The organism is Vibrio sp. 10N.247.311.47 (assembly GCF_041467535.1).
GTDB classification, from domain to species: Bacteria; Pseudomonadota; Gammaproteobacteria; order Enterobacterales; family Vibrionaceae; genus Vibrio; species Vibrio crassostreae_C.
This window is the reverse complement of record NZ_JBFSUR010000041.1, coordinates 26,473-42,838: the sequence shown is the minus strand read 5'-3', so window position 1 is coordinate 42,838 and position 16,366 is coordinate 26,473. Positions and strand designations below refer to the sequence as shown.

17 protein-coding genes and 1 pseudogene are annotated in these 16,366 nt (G+C 39.0%); 8 read left to right on the top strand and 10 right to left on the bottom strand.

Annotated features, from left to right (window positions below; all coding sequences use genetic code 11):
• The first annotated feature begins 573 nt into the window (after positions 1-573).
• Positions 574-2,349, top strand: a complete 1,776-nt coding sequence (locus AB6E51_RS21210) for an ATP-binding protein (protein ID WP_372140154.1) — start codon at positions 574-576, stop codon at positions 2,347-2,349.
• Positions 2,350-2,634: 285 nt separating this feature from the next.
• Positions 2,635-3,812, top strand: a protein-coding gene (locus AB6E51_RS21205) for an IS3 family transposase (RefSeq protein WP_372140152.1) whose coding sequence is annotated in 2 segments (ribosomal slippage) — positions 2,635-2,893 and positions 2,893-3,812 — 1,179 coding nt in all. Because the reading frame shifts where the segments join, the coding sequence is not laid out codon by codon here.
• Positions 3,813-3,949: 137 nt separating this feature from the next.
• On the opposite strand, the gene AB6E51_RS21200 is transcribed toward AB6E51_RS21205, so the two are convergent.
• Both AB6E51_RS21200 and AB6E51_RS21195 read right to left on the bottom strand, forming a co-directional pair.
• Positions 3,950-4,219 (bottom strand): hypothetical protein, encoded by a 270-nt coding sequence (locus AB6E51_RS21200; protein WP_048666177.1) that lies wholly within the window; start codon positions 4,217-4,219, stop codon positions 3,950-3,952.
• Between the two features lie 184 nt (positions 4,220-4,403).
• Positions 4,404-4,958: a recombinase family protein gene (locus AB6E51_RS21195; RefSeq protein ID WP_048666176.1), complete on the bottom strand. Its 555-nt coding sequence runs from the start codon at positions 4,956-4,958 to the stop codon at positions 4,404-4,406.
• 215 nt (positions 4,959-5,173) lie between these two features.
• Between AB6E51_RS21195 and AB6E51_RS21190 the strand changes: the two genes are divergently transcribed.
• The 3 genes from AB6E51_RS21190 to AB6E51_RS21180 all read left to right on the top strand — a co-directional run bounded on the left by AB6E51_RS21190 (position 5,174) and on the right by AB6E51_RS21180 (position 6,879).
• Positions 5,174-5,434 carry a type II toxin-antitoxin system Phd/YefM family antitoxin gene (locus tag AB6E51_RS21190; protein ID WP_069592148.1) on the top strand — a complete coding sequence of 87 codons (261 nt, stop codon included), beginning with the start codon at positions 5,174-5,176 and terminating at the stop codon, positions 5,432-5,434.
• Complete coding sequence (locus AB6E51_RS21185; protein WP_076648928.1) at positions 5,434-5,736, top strand: type II toxin-antitoxin system RelE/ParE family toxin; 303 nt, start codon at positions 5,434-5,436, stop codon at positions 5,734-5,736. The genes AB6E51_RS21190 and AB6E51_RS21185 overlap by 1 nt, the downstream gene beginning before the upstream one ends.
• A 654-nt stretch (positions 5,737-6,390) precedes the next feature.
• Positions 6,391-6,879: an Hsp20 family protein gene (locus AB6E51_RS21180; RefSeq protein WP_102308711.1), complete on the top strand. Its 489-nt coding sequence runs from the start codon at positions 6,391-6,393 to the stop codon at positions 6,877-6,879.
• Positions 6,880-7,108: 229 nt separating this feature from the next.
• Here the strand turns inward: AB6E51_RS21180 and AB6E51_RS21175 are convergent.
• The 8 genes and pseudogenes from AB6E51_RS21175 to AB6E51_RS21140 all read right to left on the bottom strand — a co-directional run bounded on the left by AB6E51_RS21175 (position 7,109) and on the right by AB6E51_RS21140 (position 13,754).
• Positions 7,109-7,782: pseudogene (locus AB6E51_RS21175) on the bottom strand (IS6 family transposase).
• Between the two features lie 261 nt (positions 7,783-8,043).
• Positions 8,044-8,250, bottom strand: a complete 207-nt coding sequence (locus AB6E51_RS21170; RefSeq protein ID WP_372140149.1) for a hypothetical protein — start codon at positions 8,248-8,250, stop codon at positions 8,044-8,046.
• A 167-nt stretch (positions 8,251-8,417) separates the two neighbouring features.
• The gene (locus AB6E51_RS21165) at positions 8,418-8,630 is read right to left on the bottom strand and encodes a cold-shock protein (protein ID WP_076678506.1); all 213 of its coding nucleotides are present in this window, start codon (positions 8,628-8,630) and stop codon (positions 8,418-8,420) included.
• A 532-nt stretch (positions 8,631-9,162) separates the two neighbouring features.
• Positions 9,163-9,372 (bottom strand): hypothetical protein, encoded by a 210-nt coding sequence (locus AB6E51_RS21160; protein WP_372140147.1) that lies wholly within the window; start codon positions 9,370-9,372, stop codon positions 9,163-9,165.
• A 313-nt stretch (positions 9,373-9,685) separates the two neighbouring features.
• A complete protein-coding gene (locus AB6E51_RS21155) occupies positions 9,686-9,898 on the bottom strand; it encodes a cold-shock protein (protein ID WP_076649063.1) in 213 nt (70 codons plus the stop codon).
• A 596-nt stretch (positions 9,899-10,494) separates the two neighbouring features.
• Positions 10,495-11,172 (bottom strand): hypothetical protein, encoded by a 678-nt coding sequence (locus AB6E51_RS21150; protein ID WP_305373759.1) that lies wholly within the window; start codon positions 11,170-11,172, stop codon positions 10,495-10,497.
• 234 nt (positions 11,173-11,406) lie between these two features.
• Complete coding sequence (locus tag AB6E51_RS21145; RefSeq protein ID WP_102308708.1) at positions 11,407-11,907, bottom strand: hypothetical protein; 501 nt, start codon at positions 11,905-11,907, stop codon at positions 11,407-11,409.
• Between the two features lie 98 nt (positions 11,908-12,005).
• Positions 12,006-13,754, bottom strand: a complete 1,749-nt coding sequence (locus AB6E51_RS21140) for a hypothetical protein (protein ID WP_372140145.1) — start codon at positions 13,752-13,754, stop codon at positions 12,006-12,008.
• Between the two features lie 736 nt (positions 13,755-14,490).
• Here AB6E51_RS21140 and AB6E51_RS21135 point away from each other — a divergent pair.
• The 3 genes from AB6E51_RS21135 (at position 14,491) to AB6E51_RS21125 (ending at position 16,360) form a co-directional block, all read left to right on the top strand.
• Positions 14,491-15,303, top strand: coding sequence for a hypothetical protein (locus AB6E51_RS21135; RefSeq protein WP_102397711.1), 813 nt, complete (start codon positions 14,491-14,493; stop codon positions 15,301-15,303).
• 162 nt (positions 15,304-15,465) lie between these two features.
• Positions 15,466-15,921, top strand: coding sequence for a hypothetical protein (locus AB6E51_RS21130; RefSeq protein WP_372140143.1), 456 nt, complete (start codon positions 15,466-15,468; stop codon positions 15,919-15,921).
• Positions 15,911-16,360, top strand: a complete 450-nt coding sequence (locus AB6E51_RS21125) for a hypothetical protein (protein ID WP_372140141.1) — start codon at positions 15,911-15,913, stop codon at positions 16,358-16,360. Before AB6E51_RS21130 ends, AB6E51_RS21125 begins: the two co-directional genes overlap by 11 nt.
• Positions 16,361-16,366: the final 6 nt, after the last annotated feature.

Genomic DNA, 16,366 nt, shown 5'->3' with positions numbered 1-16,366 from the left:
AAAGAAGTCCCCACTAAGCGGTAGGGATAACAACCAAGGTAACACACTCACCAGATTTTTGTTGATTATTATTCATACGCTTTCTAAGTCTATCACTTTCAGGCTTCACCTATACTAACGTGATTGATTAGATAGCTAGTACTCATTGTTCAACGTTGCCGTATCAAACTCGCAGATTTACGGTTTCAAGATACTTTTTCTAATATCAGTTAAGTGAATTAGAGTTTTGAACCTAACACGTTTTTGTCCAGAGACGTGTTATGCCGCCATGCTTTGGGACAGAAGCGCCTTACTCCAACAACTTTAAGCGTTTCATACCCATATCATTTTCTTTCCGTTGACTTTAGTCACAAAAATTGAATTGTTACTGAGGCTTTGCTCTTCTAAACTTTATGCATATGGAAAAAGAGAGGTGCCGGAAGGTGAATAAGACAAGCGTATTTGTATGGATAGCATTAATTGTTTGGCTATTTATGGTTGCTTGCTTTTTTGATTATATTGAAAAAGAAAGCTATATACCTGTTATCCATGAATTCCATCTGGAGGACTCAAGTGAATAATGAACACTCAACAATGTTCAACGTTCTGGAAACTTTAATTGCGATAGCATTGGGCATAACTCTCAGTTTATTCTTTTCATTTAAAACTCAAAACTCTCTTCTAGAGGCTATTGAAAGCTCGCACGTTGCCCATTCAGCAAGCCTTGTCCATATGAGAAGCTATGTTCATCTAACTCAGCCAGAAGACGTTGACTACAAGATAAATAAACTACTTTCTGAAGTACAAGAGCTAACTTACGAGTTAAACACTTTAAAGGAAGCTAGCAATGACGTTAACGTTAGATTTCCTCAAATGCTTTGGTTAGGCAATTCACTTCCTTCTGTAGTTGATGAGTACGTAAAAACTGCTGATAGACAATTGGCATTACTTGAGAAAATACTTAAAGCAAAACAACAAACTGTATCAGAATCTTTATTAAACGAATTAGAGAAACAAGTTTTTTCAGAAGAGATGGATGAAGCAGCGGAACATGTTCACGAACGTTTGATGGACAACATATTCTTAACCAGCGAAGCAACCGTTTATACCTTGATACTATTGATTATTTTAGTCTTCTCTGTCGTGTTCCTTTACCTTAACCACTACATTATAGAATTGAAAAAAACCAAGTTAGCGTTACAAGGGGCTGTAAATAAGGCGGAGGAAGCCAGCTTAGCTAAGTCTATGTTTTTAGCAACAATGAGTCATGAGATAAGAACCCCAATGAATGGTGTTATAGGAATGACGCAGTTACTCATCTCTGACAATAAAGATTCAACTATTCAGACACACTTAGACACGCTTTTAGAGTCAGGTGAACACCTAATGGCAGTCATAAACGAAATTCTTGATTTTTCAAATCTAGAACAAGGAAATCTAGTTTTTGTTGAGGAAGAGTTCGAACTAAACAAGCTATTGATACCAATAAAAAACTCTTTTTATCCGCTGTCTTCTGACAAAAACCTTCAGCTTATATTCGATACCAGTAGTTTGCCTGAAGATCTTGTTTTAGTCGGAGATAAAGCTCGTATACGTCAAATTATTTACAACTTGGCGGGGAATGCCATTAAGTTTACCTCTGATGGGCAGGTTAAAGTTATTTTAAAATATGACAATGAAAAAAGTGAGCTTTTTATTCAAGTCTCTGATACTGGAGTTGGTATACCATCACATCGTTTAAACGGTATTTTTAATGCGTTCGAACAAGCGGATGTTAGAACGATGCACGAATTTGGAGGTACAGGGTTAGGTTTATCCATAGTAAAAAAATTATGTTTATCAATGGGTGGGGATATTACAGTCACAAGTGAGTTAGGTTCAGGAAGTTGCTTTGTAGCAAAAGTGACAAGCCCAAAAGGAACCACCTTCCAAGATAAAAGAAAGATCTCAAACGAAGAAGACTTTTCCGGTAAGTCAGTCCTTATCGTTGAGGATAACCGGATTAATCAACTTGTTGCTAAACGCTTGTGTGAAAAGCTAGGGCTTACTACTTCTATTGTATCTAACGGTAAAGAAGCTGCTGAAAGAGTACGCCAATGTTCTTTTGACGTAATCTTGATGGATCATCAAATGCCACATATGGGAGGCATAGAAGCGACAGAATTAATACGAAATGAGTATGCTTTTCAAGGGGTTATTCTTGGTTGTACCGCTGATGTTACCAAAGAAACAGCGATAGCATTCGTTGATGCTGGTGCCAATGGTGTAATAACAAAGCCCTTACAATTAAACTCTTTGGGAGAGTCAATAGCACACAGCGTAACGCTGGTTTGTAATGTAAATCATGCCCATAATATTGCGTTGGAATAGAAGCTAGTTCATTTGATACCCAAGCTAGTGTTAATTCGTCTGGAATCGAGACCCGCTTTGGGACAAAAGCGACTCAAGCTTTTGTCCCAAAGCTGTTAGATATTGGCCCTACTTTCTCAGTGCTGCTAAAATGCGGTTTTATAAACTTGAAAGCCTGAGCCTTCATCATAACCGATGCGGTAATTTGCAGCTTTGCCGTTGGTTAGGTTAGCCTGTAGTGGTACGGTGAATTTGGTCACTTAGTTAGAGGTGATATCATCACCTCATAAGTTAACAGGTGACATTATGACAAAACGTACAAGACGACTATTTAGCGCAGAGTTTAAGTTAGAAGCGGCGCAGTTAGTCCTAGACCAAAACTATTCCGTGACTGAAGCAGCCCAAGCCATGAGTGTGGGTAAATCCACGATGGATAAATGGGTTCGCCAGTTAAAAGAAGAGCGCCAAGGGAAAGCACCGAAAGCTTCACCTATGACCCCTGAGCAAATAGAAATTCGGGAATTAAAAAAGAAGCTGGCTCGCCTTGAAGAGCATAATGAAATATTAAAAAAAGCCACGGCTCTGTTGATGTCGGACTCACTGAACAATTCTTGATAATCAAGAAACTCAAGCAGAGCTATAGCGTAAAAACATTATGCGAAGTCTTCAATGTTCATCGAAGTAGTTATCACTATTGGCTTAAACGCCCAACGGTAATTAATGCTGAAACAGTAAAATTGCGCAGCTTGGTCAGTGAGGCTCACGCTGCAAGTAATGGCTCTGCGGGAGCGAGAACCATTGCAGATATAGTCACAAATCAGGGCGTAAAGCTGAGTCGTTACCGAGCGAAAAAACTGATGAGAACGCTTGGTTTAGTGAGTTGCCAAGAGCCAAAACATCGTTACCGAAAAGCTTCACAAGAGCATATTGAAGTTCCAAATCACTTATGTCGCCAGTTTGCGGTTACCGCGCCAAATGAAGTTTGGGCTGGTGATGTTACGTATATTTGGACAGGTAATCGGTGGATGTATTTAGCGGTTGTTATCGATCTTTTTGCCCGTAAAGTGATTGGTTGGTCGATGTCGTTATCACCTGATTCTAGACTAACAGGCAAAGCTCTTTCAATGGCTTATGAGTCTCGTGGAAAGCCTAAAGGTGTCATGTTCCACAGCGATCAAGGTAGTCACTATACCAGTCGTAAATACCGCCAATTACTGTGGCGCTTTCAAATAAAGCAGAGTTTATCTCGTCGAGGAAACTGCTGGGATAATGCGCCGATGGAGCGCTTCTTTAGAAGTCTGAAAACGGAATGGGTGCCAACGGTGGGTTATCGTAGCTTTGCTGAGGCTCAACAAGAGATCACTCGCTACATCATTGGATATTACAGCCAACTCAGACCACATCAGTATAACGGTGGTCTAACTCCCAACGAATCAGAACGATTATATTGGGAAAACTCTAAAACCGTGGCCAATTTTAGTTGACCACTACAGCCTGTATCGGATGATTGATTTTGGCCAGCCAATTAGAGACTTTGCTATACCCTAGGTAATATATTAAGTGCTAATTTAGTAAAACCTATAAATCGTTTTTGTCCAAAAATGAGTTTCATAAGCATCGTTTAATCAAGCCAGGTGAGTGCCTTATCAAACCCATCTGGCGTTATATTGATGTACCAATCTAGATCCACTTTTTTGCGCATAACCAGTCCACACTCTTCAAGAGCTTTACATGAAACTCGGAAGTTGTTCGGGTGAATATCTCTCCCAAGCACTTGATTGACGGCCAGGTTGATGACGGTTGACTTACCTTCTTTTACTCCTTTGATGAACGCCTTGGCCAAACATCTTAAGACCTCTTTTTGAACCTGGCTCATTCTTGCTCTTTTCATTCTCTCTGCCTCTTAATCATTGCAACAATAATTAAATTAAAATTCTGAAAATTTATTTATTTCATCAAGGGATAGGTTCGTGCTGGCTGCTATATGCTTGCATGTAGAGTCAGTATGAAGCCGACAGAGCGAAGCAACGTCAGTCAGCTCTTTACTCATTTAAAGAACAGCTTTGTTCGCGATTCTAAAGAGAGATATTTTTTCCTAGAACCTTATAGACCGTAGTCCTACTGCACTCTAACTCTTTACTGATCGCATGCTTGTTCATTCCTTGGCCTGCAAGCTCTTGAATACGTGTATGAAGCGTCTTATTAGGAAATCGGCCAAGATGCCTCCCCTCAGAGCGAGCACGCTCTCTGCCTTCATTACAACGCTGTAATATTCGTTTTCTTTCCATTTCAGCAAACGCCGATATGGTCGTATAAATGACTCTACCTACATCGCTATTGATATCTAAATCCCCCAAATCATGAAACACCAAACCCGCTTTCTTTTGCGCTAGCTGATCGGCAATTTGCAAAGCATCAATGGTATTTCGAGCAATGCGGTCGACTTTGGTCACATGAATAACATCTCCCTCCCTTGCAAAATCCAGCAACAGGTTAAGCTGCTCTCTATCAGAGGATTTACCGCTCGCTTGCTCTTGGTAAATTTTGTCACAACCAATACGTTTAAGCTGTTCAAGTTGAACATCGAGCGTTTGGTCTTGGGTGCTAACACGAGCATAACCAATTTTCATAAAATGGCCTAAAAGTGAACTTAAAGATATTGATACTCAAGTGTACATGTTCACTTTAAATTATAAAGACTAACTGAACAATTATTAGATGATTGTGAGTAATGTCCATAAAGTTACACCTTAATGGACACCACACTAGATTAAACCCAATAGAAGAATCATACAAACTGGTCAAATCGTTCGATTCGTTTATAATGAGCGAAAAGGGGAATATTATGCAATCACTTACTGCGAATACAGCTAAAACCAAATTTGGTGACTTATTAATGAAAGTTCAACGTGAACCTATACAAATTAATAAGAATGGTTCACCCGTTGCGGTGATGATGTCGTGTGAAGAATATGAACAACTTGAAGCATTGAAATTGATGGTGGTGAAATCACGCTTCGAACAAGCAGAAGTCGATGCTCTATCAGATAACCTAGTCGACGGTGACGATTTCATGAATGCACTTAACCAAGATAAGTTTGATTAATGACGCACTATAAGCTTTCTTCTGCAGCTCAATCTGATCTGATTGAGATTCGTCGCTATACATTAGAGCGATGGGGGCAAGCACAGTGGACTACTTACTTTTCAGAACTAAAGCAATCAATGGAATTACTGGCGAACAACAAGTTGCTCGGCATAGAAGTTTCTGAGGTGGGCCAAAACTACTTCCGTTTCCCTTTAAAGCGCCATGTGATTTATTACATCCAGAAACAAGAGCACATAATTATTACAGCCGTTCTTAGTAAGCACATGTCTCCGGCTAAGCACTTTTCACAACTGTCTTAATATAATTAAAACCCTAATGGACATTCACTAAATAGAGATCCTTAATCATTGCAATAATGATTAAGGAGTAAAGCCTACTGAGTAAGAACGAGGCTAAATGATATTTGGAAAAAACGTGCTAGCGCCTTTGCTAGATTAGGAAGCCAACGATAACTACAGCTACGGCAAGGTTAGTTGTGAAGATATAAATCACACTAGCCAAAGGTTAGGCTATGGTGCGGATTAAGTACAATGACGTTAAATAAATCATCACATGGTTATTGATTTTTCAAACATAATCCGCACATAAGCATAGAGTCACATTCATAAATCACCTTCCATTTGATTTGATAGTAATCTCTTGTGACTCAAAAAGGCAGACTGAAAGTCTGCCTTTTTTTCATTTCTAACTAAACCAACCGCTCGCGCCCCCATGCCACCCGCGTAATTCATATCGTGGAATATTGCCCATCAGAAAGTAGAGAGAGTCTCGTCATTATAGATAGGATATAGCAATTTCATATAAAAAAACTAATTCAATGAGAAATTGCTATATAAAAACTATTGAGATAATTGTTCGTAAACACTATAAAAACCTTGAGAAGGTTGTCTTATCAAGAGGCCTTTTTATCACTCTTGTTTTTATTTTGTATTGCTTCTTATGGAGGATATATTATGAGCTCAATTGACCTATCTCCACTATACCGTAGTAGTGTTGGGTTTGACCGTCTAGCATCATTAATTGATCATGCCATGACCAGTGAAACTGCTATCAACGGTTACCCACCATATAACATTGAAGTTCTAAAAGAGAATCGCTATGCCATTACCCTGGCCGTAGCCGGATTTACTCAGGAAGAGCTTGATATTCAAGTAGAAAAGAGCGTGCTAAGTGTACGTGGGCAAAAGCGTGCTGATAAAGAAAATAAATATCTGTATCAGGGTATCGCCAATCGTACATTCGAACGTAAGTTCAACTTAGCTGATTATGTTGAAGTTACGAATGCAGATCTTTCTAACGGGTTGCTAACTATTACTCTGGTGAAAGAGGTACCTGAAGCTATGAAGCCTAAGTCCATCACTATCAATAAAAACTATGATGTATTAGAGCATAAGGCTGAAGATACAAGCACCAAAAATAATAAAGCTGCTAAAGGAGAATGATAGTGTGAAAGCACATTATCATTTTTGAAAGGAAAACGGCTCCCAATTGGGAGCCGTTCTTGTGTCTAAATCTGGGTTCACACTATGCCTGCTTATGTTCAATACTGCATATCTTATCAATAAAGTGCGACCTCTTGTGTTTAGAGGTTCTATCATTTAAGTATCGCAAAATGAGTAAGAATTATATTTTTCGAGAGTTAGAGGCGTGATAGCCCCCCTGAAGATACAATTATACTGCGAGTGCGTAAAATCGTTCAAAGACTGTCTGACCTTCAACATCTATCTGCTCTTGTTTCAACATCGTCCAAACTTCTCGTCCATACAAACTTGCCAAGGCTCCTTTCATAGACTTCCAACCTAGTGCTTGACGCGTTTTCTGCTTCACCCAAAGGTGACTCTGCTCAACGATATTATTCAGATATTTTATGTTATCAATTTCTACCAGTGGGAGCATAAAGTAACCGGTTAACCAGAGCTGAACATTCATAGAGTCAATGGCCGCATAGTTACTCTTACTTCCATCTATGACGACTTTTCTTGGTAAACCATTTTGTGCAATGGCCTTATTAAGAAAGGCTTTAGCAGCAGGCTCATTACGGTTCGGACTAAGATAATAATCGATCACCTTTCCAAATTTATCAATGGCTCGGTAGTAGTAGGCCCACTTACCTTTTACTTTTCATCCATTCGCCACGAGTCAGACATGGGCTTCTTTCTACGCCTCGCTCTGTGCTCTAATGCTGGAGTGAATTTGATTACCTAACGATTAATAGTGGCGTGCTCCACAACAACTCCGCGCTCTAATTGAATCTCTTCAATTTCACGATAACTGAGTTTATAGGCGAAATAATAACGTGCGGTTTCGAGAATAACTTCAGAGGGAAAGTGGCAGCCTTCAAACATTAAGAATCAGTATCATGAATAGAAATCAAGAAAATATTAACTTAAAGACTCAAAGTTTACGACAGAACCAAATATCTTAACCTGGCATCCAGTATTGATGATGCAAGTCAGTAGATACACAGTACATTCTGATTACGATACAGACGTTAAGATATGAGAATTAAATAGTAATTTAAAAGGGATACGGTTTGAATACTTTTAATTAATAATATAGGTTATATTTACTTTTAATACATTCATTGGAGTCTATTTGGTTATAATTTACACGCTGGCATCATTAAGCCAAATCCCGTTCTCTTTATATGCTAATAGTGTTCCAAGAATATTTCTAAGTTCAATTCTATTTGTACTAAATGGTGCACAAGAAGATGCTGATATTTTTGCGCCTTTTAAACCACGCATAAAGACAGTTTCTAATTTTAATGTGTTATTTTTCTCGTTGATATACTTAATATTAAATGTTGGCATAATTATCTTCTAGTTTATTTTATTTTATTTTATTTTATTTTATTAATCGTTTGTCCAAAAAATAAGATCGTGAAAAATATATCTTTTACAGAGGAAAAACATTGATTGGCTATTTTTAGGGGGTAAGAGTCTAGAGGTGGTGTCAAGCACCTCTATTTAAATATCAGTTAAGCAACAACAACATCTGCTGCTTGAAGGCCTTTCTGACCTTGCTCTACATTGAAAAAAACCTTTTGACCTTCAATTAGAGTCTTGAAGCCTTCTGAAACAATGGCGTTGAAGTGTACAAATACGTCATCACCACCATTATCTTGAGTCAAAAAGCCAAAGCCTTTAGTTTCGTTAAACCATTTTACAGAACCAGTTGTTTTATTAGACATAGATTGTCCCTTATATAATAAAATTAATCGCTGAAATTGCGACGCGCTGGGAGCTTGAATTATTTAATGTATCTATGAAGCTAAGGGAAACACTGAGGACAACAACAATAACGAAGGAATTCTGAGGGTTTTACTTTTACAACTGATGTTTCATTTAATAACTCTGAACAGCAGAGCGAGGACATTATTGTATTTTATTTATTATATGTAAAGGATTATTTTAGTGAATATTCATGTAAATATTTTAAGACGCAAAAATAATTAGTCAACTCGATGCTGAATAATTTTTGGACAAAGCTGGTCCAGTGAATTTTCAAGATTAAAAAATAATGGAGAACTATAGGTATAGAAACCTGTTTAGCTTTGTATGTGCGGATCAAAATATATTGCCGGTTCACAATGAAATCAGGGAGCGTTTAGGAAGTTATATATCAAACACACAATCAGCAAAGAGCTAGGACTCAGTCGGACAACAGTGTATCAATTATTAGTAAGATTAATTATGAGCTTATGCTTTCGATGAGGTTGTTAGTTAAGCCAAAACACTAAAATTACCAAGTACGCAATCATGTTGATCAGTAATACTGCCTGTTAAAGTCGCTTCGCAATATGAAAACTTCACATTCATATCATCCACGTTTCCGCTCACTAAAACGTGTCGCCTTAAAACATCACCATTAAGTTGGTGAATAGTCCTATCCCAAGAAAGGTTATCTCTAAATAGATTAAATGTGATCTTCATACTATTCCTATTTCTTATTTATCGTTGTTTTTTTCTTTTGTTGTTGAAACCAAAAAAGTTTACGGCCTGTTGTTCGAGACATGGTTGAACCTTATTTATTTTCGTTAGATATAACGAAGCTAGCAGTATGTTATAAACACTACCATTGGAGTATATTAATAATATTTATAATAAACGAAGTAAATAAGAAACGTAACGACAAATACAAAAAGTATTGGGATAATGTTGGATATTTTCGTGGGGTGTTATAAATAAGTACTTTAATATGAGGAAAGTAGCGCAAGCGGTATTTCCGCTCACGCTTATTTAAATCTTATGCAGCTACAACGTTTGCAGCTTGAAGACCTTTTTGGCCTTGCTCTACTTCGAAAGACACTGCTTGACCTTCGTTAAGAGTTTTGAAACCTTCAGAAGCGATTGCACGGAAGTGAACGAAGACGTCAGCACCGCCGTTGTTTTGAGTTAAAAAGCCAAAACCTTTCTCTTCGTTAAACCACTTTACTACGCCATTTGTTTTGTTAGACATATTGTGTCCCTTATATAAAATAAAAATTAATCGCGAAATGCGATGCGCTGAGAGCTGGAATTATTTAATGTATCTACGAAGCTAAGGGAAACACTGAGGAAAACAACAATAACGAAGGAATTCTGAGGGTTTTACTTTTACAACTGGATGTTTCATTTAATAACTCTGAACAACAGAGCAACGCCATTATTGCCCATTACCTCTCCTTTGTAAAGGTCTAATTTAAGATTAATCGAATAATATCTTTTTCAGCTGCCCTACATAATACGTTTTTTACTATTCGTCCTTCATCAATTCAGAAGGTGAGAGAACCACAATTGATGAAGGCTTTGTATCGTAATTCAGGGGAGAGACAAATTTGACCCGCTTTGTGTGTTTCTTCGTCAATACGACAAGTTTTAGGCATACCTAACCCTGTAAGCTTGTTTAACGCTTTGATCATGGCGTAAGCCTCGCCAACCTGAGCGTTGTTTCCAGAGCTTATTGGAGCTATAAAGCTTCGCGTAAGAAACTGTTGGACAATTGTGAGTTATAGCATTTTCCAAATTGGTAATATGCAAACTGTTGGTTCTGCCGAAAAATGCTTTGTGGTCATGTTAATAAGATATTTTTAAGTTTTTAGCTTCAAAGTAACCAAGCTTTTTTTGCGAATAAATCCAACACTTTATAGGAGAGGTCATACTTTTATTCACCTTGGGAACTCTATGATCTCGGTAACTTGAAGTGCAGAGTAATGTTTCATCGATATTTACATTCTCCATCCACAAACCATCTTTGTTTAAGGGGCGTATGACTTCTTTTACATTAGCTAGAACTGGTGAAAATCGAACAGCTTTATCGATAGGACACTTCCAATATTTTACAGGAGTAAAGTTTCGGTAATTAATGACTTCATGCGTTGCTCTGCCATCTTTACTTACTACGTTTACTTCAAGAAGCCCTTTTACATGAAAGTGATATCCAAGGTGCTGGCGAATAACTTTCACATAAGCTTTGTGTGGCAGGGCTTTTCCACTTTCGCCCCATGTGGTTGGCCCAACTTGCTTGTAATGAGGAACAAACCAATCATTTTGGCTTAAAGGAAGGTTTATATGCTCGGAGTTTGGTCGTCCACTATTCTCAGATATACTATGACGGTCTACGGATAAATAGCCATATTCACCTTCATAGTTTGGAATGTGTTTGTGCCTAACAAAATAATCACAGTTATACGTTTCATTTGCAAATGACGTAACAGGAATTAAAAGTAGAGCTATTAGTAGTGCTTTCCTCATTTTCCAGACCTTAAAAGTTGGCGTTCACCATCCTCAGACGCGTTACTGGAATGGGAGAAAGTAAGTCAAATGACATTTTGATTAGCTGATAGGCCAATCAGATATCACTTTAAATGGGGCATTTCTGAGTTACGCCTTCCTGCCAGCAAACTTTTGGACATAAACATGTTAGGTTTATTGCTCTATAAGGTTTCAGTCTACTTAGGAAAAGTATGTTGAGACCTTAAATGTTTGTCAGTAGTTTATTAGCCCCATTCTATCGGCATTTTGTATAAATATGGTCGCGTCGTCGTCAGACAATAGCTCCAACGGAGTGTACTCAACACCCATATCGATTAACTTACTTTTTTGTCCAACTAAATAAGCCGTACCACGATCAAATCTAGCTTCAAAAAGGCTCTGAATACGAGAGGTGGAAGCTGTTGAAAAGACGGTTCGAAATATTGACAAATCAAAAATTAAATCATCGAGTTCAACCCATGCATGACCATCCCACTGCTCAATTACGTCTGACTTTTTAGTCAATTTTGGTTTAATCGGGTTATGAGCAAATATCGTATAACCAGCAACCGATAAGCTCCCGGTTACAAGTCTAGTTTTAACAGGCAAATGATCATTCATCATTGCAGCTAACAATGCGCTCATATACAAGCAGCTACCATCTACAGGCTTAAAGTTTTGAGTTATGTTTTCAGCCATATAGAGAGCTTCTTGTACTAATCCGTTTCGTGTCATTTTAATTCCAAATAAAATAAGCAGTTAGGTCGCACTTTACGACAAATTTGTCCGACCGCATGCCTTGCCATACCAAAATCCTGAATATTTTCACTTTACTAATTTCCGAACAGTAACTTACCAATCCACCAAATTGATTGGCCAACGTTGGATATTAACTGCTCTCCCTGACGCAAAAATGAGTTGCTGTCGTCAATCCCCGCTAGCTTTAACGCATCCCCAATCTTCGAGCTGGTAGGATGAGCATCACCTACTCGCATATCGTAAGCCCCTGCGATTGGACCAAATATTTTACGAGCTTTTTCAGGCCCTACTTTTTGAGCCAGCACATCTTCTAGTAGCTTATTTGAACCCAATTTGTCCTTATTTGAATGTGTTGAAAGCTTACGAAGCTCGCGTACATCCAATCTATCTGAAAATACACGAACAAGTTCTTTTGCGAGCCGTAGAAGAGATGCCTGATCCTTGCTGGCAAAACGAGATATGTGCTTCAAAACTTCTGACCGGTTAATGTCATGTGTATAAAGCGGAACGCCGAAAGTGTCATGAAATCCGTTTTCAAGCATAGCCATTACCTCAAAGAAAAGCTCCTCCACGGCATGTGTAGATGCCGGTTGAGCCTTCACTTGCGATTCCAACAACTCACTTGATACCTTCCCATCTGGAACGACATTATGTGCCGCCCAGATATGCTGCTCCCATGCAGGAAGGCGAGCAATGTCATAAGCGTAGATGGTAATTAAGTCTGAAGAGTTTATCCCAAAGTGAATCGAATAACCGGAAGTTGATTTGATTCCGCCAGTTTCTGCGGTATACCACTCGAGCAAAAATCCACGCAGCTCAAGAAGCTCGTTAATAATACTGGTACGAAACCAAAGCCATCTTCCAATGTCTTCACTATTTAATTCGGCAGACGGCAAACGAGTACCATCAGTTTCCACTATGAACTGAGGTAGGTTGTTATCTGCGTCCCCTCTTACACGAGTGCTTGCCCCTTGGTGATCTATCCATTCGTCCCGCCAGAACTCCCCCTCCACACGAACACCTTTATAGCCACCTTTTTGTCCTTGGGAGCTTTCATAATCAGTATTTTCGTTGGTTTCCGGTCCCATCACGGGGGCATCATCTTCTTCATCAACGTCAGTTCGCCAAGTGCGAAACACTGCCCAGCTTCCACCAAAAACGTCGTTGATGTCGCGAATCAGTAGCTCATATCGACCGCCATCTCGCTCTTCTTGATGGCCTTCTATGCCTGCATAGTCGCTAGTTTCAAGAGAGGCTACATTTTCAACTCTTTGACGGTAGTAAGAGAGCCGTAACGCTAAGTTCCTAGCCGCCAAGTAATCAAGTAAGTATTCTCTCTTGATTTCTATGAGGCGCTGGTCACCTTTCTCGTCGAGAATCTCACGAGCGACAACCACAAAATTCTCTTCAGGCCTAACCCAATTATCCCCTTCTTTAATGAGACGAAGCGCTGCAACAAGATCCGGGTTCAATATCCATTGCCTTCCTCCGACAACTGGTAAAGGTAACTCCAGGACTAAGTGAACACCTATTGGTTCTTTGTCGTTATATTGATACTCATAAATAGTCGAGTAGAAGCCATCCTCGTAAGCATAAGGGGCAATCGTTCTGCTAAGCCCAATGTCCATCCAGCTTAATTTCTCAGCTATTTCACGGTTTTCTGGCGTGAACGCAACGGACCCACATCCAAAGAACTCGTTGCTATAACCTATGTTTTTAACGTTGCCGTTCTCGTTCTCTACAGAAGCCCGCAAAGGTACCCAAGTCGATTTAGAAAATGTACGACGGGTCTCCTTCTTTTGAAGAATCCAATCTTGATCCATTTGTAATTAGTCTCCCTAAACATAGCGGTTGTTATAGAGTGAATCGACACCGTATCAGTGGACACATGTCCACCCGCATTATTATTCAACTAGCACCATAGTGAATCATTAGGAAAATTTGGTCAAATATGATACTCAGGAATGTTATGAGTAATGACTCTAAGTGGAAATGGGGCAGAAGTGTTTTAGAGTAGTCGCACTAAGGCGCTCTTGTCCCAAAGCATGGCGGCATAACACGTCTCTGGACATAAATGAGCTACAGGCTTTGCTAAATTAGTAAAGTATGAATTATCTCAGGTATGGCTGACCTATCTTTCTGTGATTAAATTTTCATCTTACTAAAACTCGACAGCGTCATCTGACCACCGCTACCTTTCTTATTACTTTGAGCCTTTGTTGTCAAATCTGCCTCGTAAGTAACCTCTTTATTTACCACTGTGAAATACCCATTATTCTGTAGCTAACTTTCAAGCCCTTAGGCTCTGTTTTTGCCTACAGCATGTTATACAATTAGTTGCTTTAGCGAGTTTTGTGGCTGAAGTCCCTGTTTTACGTCTTAAAATCAGCTATTTAACGTAATAGGCATTTAGCGCACCAGCTTTTGGTGCCTGAGTGACATTTTATATTTGCGACGTGAGGTGTAACTTTAGGCTTTAAGTCTTTGGTAGCATGGGGATATATACGATCTGAGATTGTTTAATATAATGTTAGGTTTAATTTTAATTAAGGATCTCTGATGTTCGATAGTGCAAAATTAAAAGTTGAACGAGCTAGTGAACAAATTGATGAAATCTTGGCTATATCAGAAATATCGCCACCTTTCACATATGTACTCGAAACTGACACGATGACAGGGGAGAGGGCTACATTTTCAGAACTAAACCATATCTCATTAAAAAAGTTAGTCATACGTTGTGGTGAGGTTTTTCATAATTTACGCTCGGCACTCGACCACGCATATTGGGAAGCTGTAGTCCCATATATTGAAGATGAGAGTAAGCACGGAGCTATACAATTTCCTTTCGCTAAGGACAGCTCAAAACTAGAACAAGCTATTAAATCTAGATTGGCTCACCAAGTTAGCGAGGAGTTTTTTAATTTAATTCTTAGCTTTAAGCCATGTAATGGTTCAGATGGTAATGAACTGCTCAGCCTTTTACATGAAGTCAATATTTTGGATAAACATAAGTTTCCCACTCCTGTAGGCGACTTTACTCGAATTTCTAGCGTCGATATAAGAACCCAAGTTCCAGACTTCCCTGTTGGGTTAACTGACGTAACGTTTGGTGGGTGTCGTCGTGATGTAGCATGGCGAACAAACTCTATCGACCCAAGGATGTTAGGAGATATCGTTCCACCAACTACTTGCATATTTCACCGGCCGTTAAGTGTTCCAGTAGATATTGTGCTAAGAATGGCAACAATTGATTACTCTGAATCATTAATAACAACTCTTACGAAGATGCGAACAGAAGTACTCAATATTCTTACACTAATGAGCAAGGCAGAACTTTACCCAAGCACACTAAAACCTAACAAAGCCGGTTAAGTAGGTACATGACCGCTTGGGTTGAACATAACACCCGTAGTAGGGAAATGTGCGCAAAACCCCAACTACAGTCGCTAGGTGTCTGGTGGCATATTTAGGAATACGAACTGAGTTCGTTGAATACAATATGATGCACTACATGGTATATCAGAGGGGTTTCAAGTGAATGATGAAGCTATCGTGAATGATAGCCCTCATGTCAAAGGAGAAGAATTTGATACTCCTTTGATTATGGAAGGTGGAATTGAATATGAGCCTGAAAGGTATGTAGCTGAAAAACCGTATGATTTAACACGGTACGAGTTTAGCATTCTAAAGAAGCCATCAGGCTCTGAAATGTGGTTTAATTTGGCGGCAGGTGGAACTGCCGGTATCGTAATCTCAGTAATTGGCAAAACGGTAGCTTCTTTAATTGATAAAAAAGATCCTAGTTTGGCTACATGGGAGATTGTTGCAGTTGTAATAGGAATAGGCATTTCAATTTTGATTAAAAAGATGTTCAAATCTGATGATGAGGTTGAAAAAAATCAGTTATTAGAAGTGGTTGATACTCATTTCACTCAAAACAGAAAGCGTCGCCTGCACTTAACTCAGGGGGGAAACAGTAATGAAAGTTGAATCATTACCTAGTAATTACCGCGCCCCTGAAAAAATGAATGTCGGTTCAAACTCAGTTAACAATGTCACGGTATTAGTCGAATTTAATGGCTTTACGCCCATTTTAATAGGTGACGGCGATATCCCTCATGTTTGGATTTACGTCCCAATGAATCAACAAGGGACAGAGTGGTATCCACTTGTAAAAGATAACTTCTCTACAAATCCTTCGGTCATTGTTATCAAGCGTGACCATGGTGTAAAAGTGACAACACCTGACGGTATTGTCATTGATTGTGAAAAAGATAGTAATGGAACCATCGTTGTTCACAAATTGAATTTAAGGCCCTTTGGTATCAATGTGACAGCAAATAGCGAGTCTATGTCTATCATGAACACAACTTTTTCATCTAGTGGCTTTAACAACATGAGAGCTGTAGTAGGGATAGGTAACGCATAACAATAA

Coding starts and splice junctions, on each gene's coding strand:
- AB6E51_RS21210 (WP_372140154.1), top strand. CDS start 574: ATGTTCAACGTTCTGGAAACTTTAATTGCGATAGCATTGGGCATAACT.
- AB6E51_RS21200 (WP_048666177.1), bottom strand. CDS start 4,219: ATGAAAAGAGCAAGAATGAGCCAGGTTCAAAAAGAGGTCTTAAGATGT.
- AB6E51_RS21195 (WP_048666176.1), bottom strand. CDS start 4,958: ATGAAAATTGGTTATGCTCGTGTTAGCACCCAAGACCAAACGCTCGAT.
- AB6E51_RS21190 (WP_069592148.1), top strand. CDS start 5,174: ATGCAATCACTTACTGCGAATACAGCTAAAACCAAATTTGGTGACTTA.
- AB6E51_RS21185 (WP_076648928.1), top strand. CDS start 5,434: ATGACGCACTATAAGCTTTCTTCTGCAGCTCAATCTGATCTGATTGAG.
- AB6E51_RS21180 (WP_102308711.1), top strand. CDS start 6,391: ATGAGCTCAATTGACCTATCTCCACTATACCGTAGTAGTGTTGGGTTT.
- AB6E51_RS21170 (WP_372140149.1), bottom strand. CDS start 8,250: ATGCCAACATTTAATATTAAGTATATCAACGAGAAAAATAACACATTA.
- AB6E51_RS21165 (WP_076678506.1), bottom strand. CDS start 8,630: ATGTCTAATAAAACAACTGGTTCTGTAAAATGGTTTAACGAAACTAAA.
- AB6E51_RS21160 (WP_372140147.1), bottom strand. CDS start 9,372: ATGAAGATCACATTTAATCTATTTAGAGATAACCTTTCTTGGGATAGG.
- AB6E51_RS21155 (WP_076649063.1), bottom strand. CDS start 9,898: ATGTCTAACAAAACAAATGGCGTAGTAAAGTGGTTTAACGAAGAGAAA.
- AB6E51_RS21150 (WP_305373759.1), bottom strand. CDS start 11,172: ATGAGGAAAGCACTACTAATAGCTCTACTTTTAATTCCTGTTACGTCA.
- AB6E51_RS21145 (WP_102308708.1), bottom strand. CDS start 11,907: ATGACACGAAACGGATTAGTACAAGAAGCTCTCTATATGGCTGAAAAC.
- AB6E51_RS21140 (WP_372140145.1), bottom strand. CDS start 13,754: ATGGATCAAGATTGGATTCTTCAAAAGAAGGAGACCCGTCGTACATTT.
- AB6E51_RS21135 (WP_102397711.1), top strand. CDS start 14,491: ATGTTCGATAGTGCAAAATTAAAAGTTGAACGAGCTAGTGAACAAATT.
- AB6E51_RS21125 (WP_372140141.1), top strand. CDS start 15,911: ATGAAAGTTGAATCATTACCTAGTAATTACCGCGCCCCTGAAAAAATG.